The organism is Nostoc sp. FACHB-280 (assembly GCF_014697615.1).
GTDB lineage: Bacteria > Cyanobacteriota > Cyanobacteriia > Cyanobacteriales > Nostocaceae > Nostoc_B.
Genome location: NZ_JACJSD010000052.1, coordinates 35,880 through 45,790, shown reverse-complemented (window position 1 = coordinate 45,790; position 9,911 = coordinate 35,880). Strand labels below are relative to the sequence as shown.

Here is a 9,911-nt window from a genome sequence, read left to right as displayed (position 1 = left end):
AGCAAGAACTTATTCTGATTTAGCGAAAGCGATTGAAAATGCTTTTAGCCAAGTCTCATTAAATGACATTTATAATTGGTTTACACATTCTTGTTACTGCACCTCACCAGAGTAGAAAACGCTATATATATAAACATAGAGACGGGAAATTTCCCGTCTCTTTTAAATTTAAAAAATAATTGCGTTTTAAGAATTTAGTGATTACAGGCTAGATAAAAGCCCAAAAACGCCATGTCCAGTAAATACTTCTAATGCTATCAGCGAGATAAAACCAATCATTGCTAAACGACCATTGAGAAGTTCTGCATAGGGTGTAAAGCCAGTGCGATCGCCTTGCTCATCTACATAAACTTTTGGCTCAACCGCAAAGTTATTCATCTTGCCCTGATCATCAACAATAGAACCGTTGGTACGCATTGAATTTTCCCCAATTGCTTTCGCTTGTAAAGAAGTGTAACAGTATTGGTAAACTTTTGTAAAGTATCTGAGTCTACCCAAAGCTATATGATGATGGTCTGAGTTTTGAGTCATGTGTCACAAACAGGCTCTACTCCTCATGTCAACTCTGAGAAAACCCATGCAGCGATTCCGAGTAGAGGTTATTACCAAAACACCAAATCCGCAGCAAGTTATTTACGCTGCGATGCACCAGGACTATACTGACGCATTTGTGGTTGATGAACGAGACTCATGGCCTTCGGAATCACAATGCGGTGAAGTTATTGTTAAACGACTGTTAGCAGGAGAACGGGGACACTACGGGCCGCTAGAACATCCGCAAATTGTCTTCAACTGTGGTTATTTTCCCCACAGCGTCATGCAACAAGCCCGGACTCATCGCGTCGGCGTGAGTTTTGATGTCCAATGTCTGAGTGGAGATAGTGAGGTTACTTTTGTTAAAACTTCGGGTGGTTTAACAAAAATCAAAATTTCCGAACTTTACGATTTATGGACTAACGGTGAAAAAGCCCTTCGTGAAAGAAAAATTCGAGGACGTAAGGGAGAAGCACCAGGAATATATCGCAGAGATTGTAAAACACGACTGCGAAAAATGAAATTGCGTGTTCTAAATGAAGAAACGGGCATTTTTGAAATCGGCAACATTAAAGAAGTTTTTGACCAAGGACTACAACCTGTTTACCGCTTAACTTTAGAAGATGGCAGAACGTTAGACTGTACAGAAAATCATCGCTTGCTAACTGAGCGAGGTTGGCAGACTATGGGAGAAGCTTTAGAGTTAGTAACGAATAATAATAGAGAAGTTATTACATATAACCAAAATTGTTACTTAATGACCAACGGAGTTATTGTTGGTAAGGGGTTGTATCAAGATAAAACTTGGTTGCAAGAACAGTTATCGGCTGGTTTAACTGCGAGACAAATTCATAACCAGGGATTAGAACTAGAATTTGCCCAAAATTTTGTTCCTATTGTGGCTCTTGCTCAAAAACCAAAACCCACGGGACGAAAATTAAAAGCGCACCCAATGAAAGTTGTGCAAGTGCGTTATTTAGGGTTGCAAAAAACTTACGATTTAGAAGTAGATGGCAAATGGCATAATTTTGTCGCTAATGGTGTAGTTGTTCACAATTCATTTCGTTATACAGGTAATCAATTTTTACAAGTATTAGAAGGAAAAAAAGACATAGAAGATGTATTCTATCTGCGTCCTGTAGGTCATTACACAGATAGACAAGGAAAAAAATATTACTACTCACCAGAGCAACGAGCCGCAGATTTAGAGTGGTGTATGGAAGCTGCTAAAAGATATGCGGCAAGTTTCCAAGCTGGGATGTCAGAAGAACATGCTAGAGGAATAGTACCGTTTGATTATCGCCAGCATTTTGTTGTGAGCTTTAATGTCAGGTCATTTTTGCATTTTTGTGACCTGAGAAATAAAAAAGATGCCCAATTAGAAATTCAGAAGTTGTGCGAATTAATGTGGCCGCATTTTGCCGAGTGGACACCAGCGATCGCACAATGGTATGAAAAGCAGCGTCTAGGTAAAGCTCGATTGGCACCTTGATTTGTGAGGGTAGGGGGACAAGGTGGACAAGGGGGACAAGGTAGAAATTATGTTTCTTCTCCCTTATCTACCCCCTCTACCGTGTCTACCCTCTCTACCTTGTCTCCCTCCCACTCCCTACTACTCAACTACCTCATTCACTGGGAACCTATCAATTAACTGCATCGCCCGGTAGGCGTTGCGTTGCAAAATGTCTGGGAGATGGGGAACATGGGGAATTTGAGATAATAAATCGAGAGTGCGGCGTAAAATTCGCACCACATCGCCTTCATCTAAGCTGGTGTGGCGACAAAGTTCTGTCCACTCCGTACCCAATGCCCATTGTTCAACGATCGCAATTAACTCAAATTCTAACCAGATAGGTAACGCCACATTATATCGCCGTTGCAGTTGGAACATTTGACGGCGGATACCCCGGAGTTTGGCTAAAGCCTCAACCACTTCTTCACTTAAATCAAAGTTAACTCGACTATCGGGGCGGGGAGTTTCTGTCACCAAAGCGGCGACGGCTGCGGCTAAGTGCTGCGGATCTAATTGGTTAAATTCACCACTCGCAAACACTAAACCAAGCCATAATTCGTTTTCACCCCGAATAGCCGCAGCCATTTGTCCTAATTCTGTAGGGACTAAGTTATCCAAACAGCCGAAGTGTTGCAAAATCTCAATTAAATTGAGAAATTCTTCCCAATGGCGTTGTGATTGTTGGGCGACTTGTCCTTGCAGCTGTTCAAGTTCGGCTTCAAGTTCTACATAACGCGCTCGGCGTTTAAAAATTGTCGAAGCATTACCAGACTGGCGCAGTGGATGATTTTCGATTTGTTCTTCCACGGCGGTAACGCGACTGAGTTGTTCGGCAACTTCTGGTGGTAAATTTAGAGTTTCATCGGGGCTGGGAATAAGTTTAGCGATCGCGGCTGTTTGTTCATTCCCACGGTAAGATTGTCCTGGCTTAAAGATTAATTCTGATGGTGGGAGGATATCTCCTGGCACGTCCAGGCGGGGTAGTTCCGCATGTAAATTCATCACATCTTCCGTTGTCGCCACATACCAACGGTTATCCTGTCCCAAACAAACCAAATATGGTGCTTGTACTCCAGGGCTTTTACCAACTAAAACTGCCATCACAGGTGCAGAAACAGTGATATTTTTGCCTTTGAGACTTAATAATGTGCCAGAAACAGCAAAGCCCAACATCATGACTAACTCTTCTTGACGGTCATCTTGGGCTTGTCTTTGCAGAGTTTTTAATAACTGGCGTTCAGTTTTCAGACGTTGGCGTAATTTCTCATAAATAGCAATTTCGTTTTCATCTACAGCCGCGATTTGTTCATGGAGTTGAGCTAACTGGGCTTGCAGTTCAGCAATCTCATCGAATTCTGGTTTGAGGTGCAAGTTAGCTATATACTGCCCAAAACTGCGTTCTACTAGTTCTCTGGCTTGTTCTATGGTGTGAGTTTGCAGCAAATTCAACACCATACCGTAGCTTGGTGTAAATTGGCTGACTAGAGGATCTGGTTTTGATGTTGCCAGATATGCTGCTTCCTTCGCGCCTTCAAAGGGAGTTTGGACTGTCACCACATGACCTTGTTTATCCATCCCCCGCCGACCAGCCCGACCAGCCATTTGCAGAAATTCGGAGGCATTTAACAAGCGGTGTCCGGTATCGGTACGTTTTGACAAGGTGGAAATTACTGTGGTACGGGCAGGCATATTAATCCCTGCGGCTAAGGTTTCCGTCGCAAATACCACCTTAATCAACCCTTGCTGGAATAATTCTTCCACCAGTACTTTCCACGCAGGTAAAATCCCGGCATGGTGGGCAGCAATACCGCGATAAAGGGGGGCAATTTGTCCCGAACGTCCGGCTTCGGGGTTACGGTTTAAGAAGTCGTCGATTTGTTCTCGTAAAATTTGTGACTCTTGGCCATTCACCAACCATAAATCACCCACCTCGGCCACAGCTTTATCGCATCCCCGACGGCTGAAGATAAAGTAAATGGCGGGGAGCATATCTCGCTGTTGGAGTTGGCTTAAGGTATAGATGATGCCTGGGGCTTCTGGTCTGCCGTTTTTACCTTTGTCAGCTTGTCCTTTGCGATGTTTCTTAATGAGGCGGGGATTAATTTTGTTTTGCGTATCATTCAGCAACGGAAACAGACCTTTGGGATTACAGAAATGAAATTCCAAAGGCACTGGGCGAAAATCAGAATAAATCAAGTCTGTGGGGCCGTGGACTTGATTTAACCAATCTGTTAATTGTTCGCTGTTGGCAACTGTGGCGGAAAGGGCTACAAGTTGCACTTCACGAGGACAGTAAATAATCGATTCTTCCCAAACTGTACCGCGTTGGCGATCGTTCATGTAGTGGCACTCATCCAATACCACTGCTTCTACATCAACCAAGGAAATGCCAACTTGCCCGATGGGTGTGCCATAGAGCATATTGCGGAAGATTTCTGTGGTCATAACCAGAATTGGTGCATCTCGGTTAATAGACGCATCACCGGTTAACAGTCCTACTAAATCAGCACCAAACTTCTCCCGAAAATCGCGGAGTTTTTGGTTAGATAAGGCTTTGAGGGGTGTGGTGTAGAATACGCGCTTTTTTCGAGCTAGGGCGCGATAAATAGCGTATTCTCCGACTAAGGTTTTGCCAGAACCTGTGGGCGCACATACAACTACGGAGCGTCCAGCGTTAAGGGACGCGATCGCATCTTTCTGAAACTGATCCAGATCAAAGGGAAATATCGACCCTAAGTTGATTTCTGGAGACGGTGCGGGATAGTTCACTCAATCACATTTGCAACCAGACTGTTTACTATATTAACGGGTCTTTTGTCAACTTCGTCATTAGTCAATGGTCATTTGTCCTTTGCTATTGACTAATGACCATTGACAAAGGACTAATAACTATTTTCCCAATTCTTGCGATCGCGCTGTGGCGGCTTTGACTGCTTCAATTAAGGCAGAACGAAATCCAGCTTTTTCTAATTGGCTAATGCCAGCAATGGTTGTCCCACCAGGACTAGTTACTCGGTCTTTTAATTCTGCCGGGTGCATTTTGCTGGTGTGTAGTAATTGTGCGGTTCCCAAGACAGTTTGCAAGGCGAGTTGATTGGCGATGCCTCTAGGTAAACCTGCGGCGACTCCACCATCCGCTAAAGCTTCTACTAATATGGAGACGTAAGCCGGGCCACTACCAGATAGGCCTGTGACAGCATCCATCAAGCTTTCGGAGACTTCCACCACTTCTCCCACGGCGGAAAATATCTCTGCTGCTATTTGGTGGTGTTTAGCGTTGGTGTATGCACCTAAACAGATAGCTGTCATCCCCGCCCCAACTGTGGCTGGGGTGTTGGGCATAGCTCTAATTACTGGTAATCCTGGGAATGATGCTTCTAGGTGATGTAAAGGCACTCCTGCCAAAATCGAAATCACCAAAGGGGAATGTTCTGTTAAAACAATATCTGCTAATTCTTGAGCGATCGCACTAAATACTTGCGGTTTTACAGCTAAAAATATGACTTCCTGAGCTTGTTGAAATACCAAGCTATTATCTGTCGTCACAGTCACATTGTATTGCTGCTGTAAAAAAGCCTGACGCGTCGTTTGGGGTTCGCTAATGATTACTTCTGAGGGCTGGTAGATGCCCCGATCAAGCAGGCGGGATAACAGCGCCTCTCCCATTACCCCACCACCAATTAAGCCAAATTTTCTAGTCATTTATGATTGGTCATTAGTCACTTGTCATTAGTCATTTGTATCTTAGAACGAGGGACAAAGGACGAAGGACAAAAGACTAACGACTAATTTCAATTTATTGCGCCATGCGATTAGGTTCATTACCCCAGTTTGGTGTGGCAGTTGGGGCGGTGCGTACAGGACGCGCTGGCGGTTGTGGTACTTCATGAATAACTCCACCTTGGGTGCTGACTTGCACGCAGCTTGGCGTAAACAAAAAGATGCTTTCTCCAATCCGCTCTTGATGTCCATCTAATGCGTAAGTTCCACCAGCAACAAAATCAACTGCTCTTTGAGCTTGATCTGGATCCATGATTGTCAAGTTGAGTACAACTGATTTGCGCTCACGTAAGGCTTGAATTGCCTGGGGCATTTCTTCAAATGTACGAGGTTCAAGCACTAATACTTCAGAAATCCCGTTTACTGCTCCTGGCATACCAATTACGTTCCCCATCGTAGACTTTGATCCTGTTGCTACATCATTACCCATTGTAGACATGGGTTCCCGCCAACGTCGATTCTGTGTAGTAGCTTCCGCTGGTGCAGGTTGAGGATTTTCCTCTTGATACAAATTTTGGTAGTGATCTGTATCTGGCTCTTCCTCGTAATATTCGTATTCTACCTGCTCGTTCAGCCCTACGAAATCTCGCAGTTTGGAAAATATATTGTTCATTTGGTACGCTCCTGATGCAAATTACCTTTATCGATTTGGCTGATAGTTGATGTAGCCACTAAAGATCACTACAAAGGACGGACAATCTAGTAATCTTATCGTTGTTTGTAGCTTCTGTTACAACTATAGATAATGAATGGACGCTTTTGTAAACGCCTGTACCTTAACCTAGATACAATAATGAGTCAAGATTATATCCCAAAGATTTTAGGATATAAAGCTTAATTGCAGGTTTTTTTGATGTTTCGTTACTTTTGTTAATAATTTTTTTAGTGTTTTATTGTACCAGCAGTCTAGGACTATTATCTGTATTTCCTACCTAGAACCTCTGGTACAAATAATAAATAATTGCTGTCAGCAAAATTAATGGCGATCGCCAAATAAAATAGTTCCCAATCTTACCATCGTTGCTCCCGCTTGGACTGCCAGTTGATAATCTCCAGACATACCCATCGAAAGTTCCCGCATTTGAATATTTGGCAAGTTTTGTAACTGAATTTGTTTTGCTAAATCGTATGTGCTATTAAATACATTGAGAATTTCCGCCTCCGTTAACCCCAGAGGCGGAATTGTCATCAATCCTTGAATTTGTAAAAACTGGCACTGGTTGAGTTCCCCTAAGTCAGCCAGTAATTCTGGAACAGTCCAACCTGATTTTTGCGGGTCTGGAAGGATTTTGACTTGCAGACAGACTTTGGGGGAAACTCCTAGCTGCTGGGCTAATTGATTTAATCGCTGCGCCAGCTTTAAATTATCTACAGAGTGAATCCACTCAAATAGTTCTAGTGCCTTTTTGGCTTTGTTACTTTGTAAATGTCCAATCAAGTGCCAAGTAATATCTGATAAGTCTTGCAACTGAGCTTGCTTACTGGCAGCTTCTTGGATACGGCTTTCGCCAAAATCACGAATTCCGGCGTTGTAAGCTAAACGAATCATCTCCGCCGGAACTTGCTTGCTGACAGCAATTAACCTGACAGAAGAGGGCAGCGTGGGGCGAATATTGGCAATATGTTCGTCAATCGAACTAATCATTGGAACGTGCGTTGGAAAACACTCTGAAGCTGATCGTACTCCTGAGATGAACCATTACGACGTATAGTCCGTAAACGATTTTCTAACATCATTCTGGCTTCAGTGCGTCCAATGGGTTGAAATTTAATACCTTTAACGTCGTTTGTTACCAGAAAAAATAAGCGTTGGGCATAAAGTGTAGTGAACATATCTTGGTTGTCGTCAACCACACAAATCCGATAAAGTAAGCCCCAAGTTGGATGATTGATGTAGATTTCAGGATTTTCTGGAGTCATTTAAGAGTCAAGGTAGGAGTATGTATATTGATTTGTAGTTTTAGACAAACATCCAGACGCTGATCATACCTGTTCGTCAGAATATTTAGTTAAAACTACTCCAATTGAGTGATTTCTGCCATCGCTTGGCAGTGATGAAATCCTTGATGATGCCTAGTAGGACTTCGCAGTAAGACGAAAAACCACGGGTGGAGGGGCGGAATCAAGTCAAAAGTCAAAAGTTAAAAGTCAAAGATTCTCTGGCTTTTGAATTGTGACTTCCCTGTAAGGGTGTAGGTGTTCAAAACTCTGACACCGTTCGGCTGACGCAGAAATTGAGCAGTTGGCAAGCTCACTGTATCACTGGGCGCAACTCACCTGTAACCTGTCACCTGTGACCTATCACCTGTAACCTATCCCCTGCTACAAAAATAGCCAAAGCTGACCTAAAACTGATGTTGGCGCTGGCTTCTCTCCATGTTGCCATAATTATTATTTTGTGGCAAAAAATTGCCAACAATTGCCAACTTTTGATGAGTCATCATTCAGGAATTAGGTGTTGCACCAATTTAATTCAGCGTGATTCATGGGTGATTTATGAGGTTCAGGGCTGCTAGTTGTGCTTGGGCTTTGTGCAGAGATTCATACCATTCTCTTTCAGGATCACTGTCTGCCACAATTCCTGCACCCACTTGTCCCCAGACAGTTTTGAGTGCTGAGTGCTGAGTCAGAGATTCTTCCTCTGCCCCCTGCCCCCTGCCCCCTGCCCCCTTGCTTCCTGCACCCTTGTCCCCTTGCACCCCTGCCCCCTGCGCCTCAGATGGAGATGCGGGTGCTAACAGTAGGGTACGAATCAAGATATTTAAGTCCAAGTTACCGCGCCAGTCGAGATAGCCACAGGAACCATAAAACAGGCTACGCCGCACAGGTTCTAATTCTTCAATAATTTCCATGCACCGCACTTTAGGACACCCTGTGATTGTGCCGCCTGGGAACATGGCACGAATCAAATTAACGGCGCTTTGGTCAGATTTTAAAGTACCTTTAACGTTGCTGACAAGGTGCATAACGTGGCTATATCGCTCAATTGTGAGCAGTTCGTCAACTTTTACTGTTCCCCATTCACACACTCGCCCTAAATCATTGCGTTCTAAGTCTACCAGCATGATATGTTCTGCACGTTCTTTAGTATTGCTGAGTAGTTCTTGTGCCAGTTGATGATCTTGTTCTGGGGTTTTACCGCGCGATCGCGTTCCGGCTATTGGTCGAGTCTGCGCTTCCTGATTTTGCAAAAGTACCAACCGTTCTGGTGAACAGCTAACTACTTCACCCCAAGGAGTCTGCCAGTAGCTGGCAAAGGGTGAAGGATTGATTTTCTGTAATGCTTGGTAAATTGACCAGCCAGAAGCCGTTGTAGATGCGGCAAATCGCAAAGAAAGATTCGCCTGAAAGATATCTCCAGCCTGAATATATTTTTTGGCGCGGTTGACTGATGTTTCATAATCTGACTGCGATGTGAAGAACTCAGGGGCAGAAGTGATGGGTATATGCGGTGAGGAGGTAACTTGGTAGAGTGAATTCCCTGAATTTTTATCTTCTAAAAGAATTTTTAACCTATCTACATCATTAATGTCACTACCTGCTAACCAAAGAATTTGTTCAACATGATCTAAAACGGCAAACGATTCCGGTTCATACCAAAAAGCCACGGGGAAGGGTAAAGTATCAGATTTAGCAAAAGGTAACTGTTCAATTTCCCAAGCAACATCATAGCCAAGCCAGCCTAGCCAACCGCCGGTGAAGGGGAGATTAGGAGGTGGGGGGTTAGGGGTGCAGGGGGGCAGGGGGGCAGGGGGCGATGGGAGAAACATTTCTTCCCCTACACCCTTATACCCTTGTACCCCTAAACCCCTACTTTGTAGCAACTCCTCCAAAAATGGGAAAACCTGACCTAATTGCGGTGTCCACATCTGCGGTACACCATCGATGATGCGGGGTGCGCCTGCACAGATGGAATAGCGGCTGAGTTGGGGTTGACTTGTGGGGGTTGGGTAGGGGCTTTCTAGCAGGGTAGCAATGCCTGATGATGTGGTATGGAGAAATAGGGCGGCGAAAATTTCCGCGCCAGTACGATTTTCTAGGGGGAGCGATCGCCAATGCCAAGGCTTGGTCATAATGAGTGAAC

7 protein-coding genes and 2 pseudogenes are annotated in these 9,911 nt (G+C 44.2%); 2 read left to right on the top strand and 7 right to left on the bottom strand.

All coding sequences use genetic code 11. The annotated features are described in order from the left end of the window. Nucleotides 1-201: 201 nt before the first annotated feature. Nucleotides 202-417, bottom strand: a complete 216-nt coding sequence (locus H6G75_RS27560) for a chlorophyll a/b-binding protein (RefSeq protein ID WP_190970150.1) — start codon at nt 415-417, stop codon at nt 202-204. A 160-nt stretch (nt 418-577) separates the two neighbouring features. On the opposite strand from H6G75_RS27560, the pseudogene H6G75_RS33815 reads away from it, so the two are divergent. Together H6G75_RS33815 and thyX are read left to right on the top strand one after the other, a co-directional pair. Beyond that, nucleotides 578-1,588: pseudogene (locus tag H6G75_RS33815) on the top strand (FAD-dependent thymidylate synthase); the annotation flags it as partial. A 3-nt stretch (nt 1,589-1,591) separates the two neighbouring features. Then, nucleotides 1,592-2,026: pseudogene (thyX, locus tag H6G75_RS33810) on the top strand (FAD-dependent thymidylate synthase); the annotation flags it as partial. A gap of 120 nt (nt 2,027-2,146) precedes the next feature. Here thyX and H6G75_RS27550 read toward each other — a convergent pair. The 6 genes from H6G75_RS27550 to H6G75_RS27525 all read right to left on the bottom strand — a co-directional run bounded on the left by H6G75_RS27550 (nt 2,147) and on the right by H6G75_RS27525 (nt 9,900). Next, a complete protein-coding gene (locus H6G75_RS27550) occupies nt 2,147-4,816 on the bottom strand; it encodes an RNA helicase (protein WP_190983087.1) in 2,670 nt (889 codons plus the stop codon). 120 nt (nt 4,817-4,936) lie between these two features. Continuing rightward, nucleotides 4,937-5,749, bottom strand: coding sequence for a pyrroline-5-carboxylate reductase (gene proC / locus H6G75_RS27545; protein ID WP_190983086.1), 813 nt, complete (start codon nt 5,747-5,749; stop codon nt 4,937-4,939). Between the two features lie 94 nt (nt 5,750-5,843). Next, nucleotides 5,844-6,440 carry a cell division protein SepF gene (locus H6G75_RS27540; RefSeq protein WP_190591644.1) on the bottom strand — a complete coding sequence of 199 codons (597 nt, stop codon included), beginning with the start codon at nt 6,438-6,440 and terminating at the stop codon, nt 5,844-5,846. Nucleotides 6,441-6,803: 363 nt separating this feature from the next. Continuing rightward, nucleotides 6,804-7,472, bottom strand: coding sequence for a YggS family pyridoxal phosphate-dependent enzyme (locus H6G75_RS27535; protein ID WP_190983085.1), 669 nt, complete (start codon nt 7,470-7,472; stop codon nt 6,804-6,806). After that, nucleotides 7,469-7,747, bottom strand: a complete 279-nt coding sequence (gene pipX / locus H6G75_RS27530; RefSeq protein WP_190983084.1) for a transcriptional coactivator PipX — start codon at nt 7,745-7,747, stop codon at nt 7,469-7,471. Before pipX ends, H6G75_RS27535 begins: the two co-directional genes overlap by 4 nt. Nucleotides 7,748-8,310: 563 nt before the next feature. Beyond that, nucleotides 8,311-9,900 carry an anthranilate synthase component I gene (locus H6G75_RS27525; protein WP_190983083.1) on the bottom strand — a complete coding sequence of 530 codons (1,590 nt, stop codon included), beginning with the start codon at nt 9,898-9,900 and terminating at the stop codon, nt 8,311-8,313. Between the last annotated feature and the right edge of the window lie 11 nt (nt 9,901-9,911).

Excerpts from the sequence above, each read along its gene's own strand:
- H6G75_RS27540 (WP_190591644.1), bottom strand. The coding sequence starts at position 6,440 with ATGAACAATATATTTTCCAAACTGCGAGATTTCGTAGGGCTGAACGAG.
- H6G75_RS27560 (WP_190970150.1), bottom strand. The coding sequence starts at position 417 with ATGCGTACCAACGGTTCTATTGTTGATGATCAGGGCAAGATGAATAAC.
- proC (WP_190983086.1), bottom strand. The coding sequence starts at position 5,749 with ATGACTAGAAAATTTGGCTTAATTGGTGGTGGGGTAATGGGAGAGGCG.
- pipX (WP_190983084.1), bottom strand. The coding sequence starts at position 7,747 with ATGACTCCAGAAAATCCTGAAATCTACATCAATCATCCAACTTGGGGC.
- H6G75_RS27535 (WP_190983085.1), bottom strand. The coding sequence starts at position 7,472 with ATGATTAGTTCGATTGACGAACATATTGCCAATATTCGCCCCACGCTG.
- H6G75_RS27525 (WP_190983083.1), bottom strand. The coding sequence starts at position 9,900 with ATGACCAAGCCTTGGCATTGGCGATCGCTCCCCCTAGAAAATCGTACT.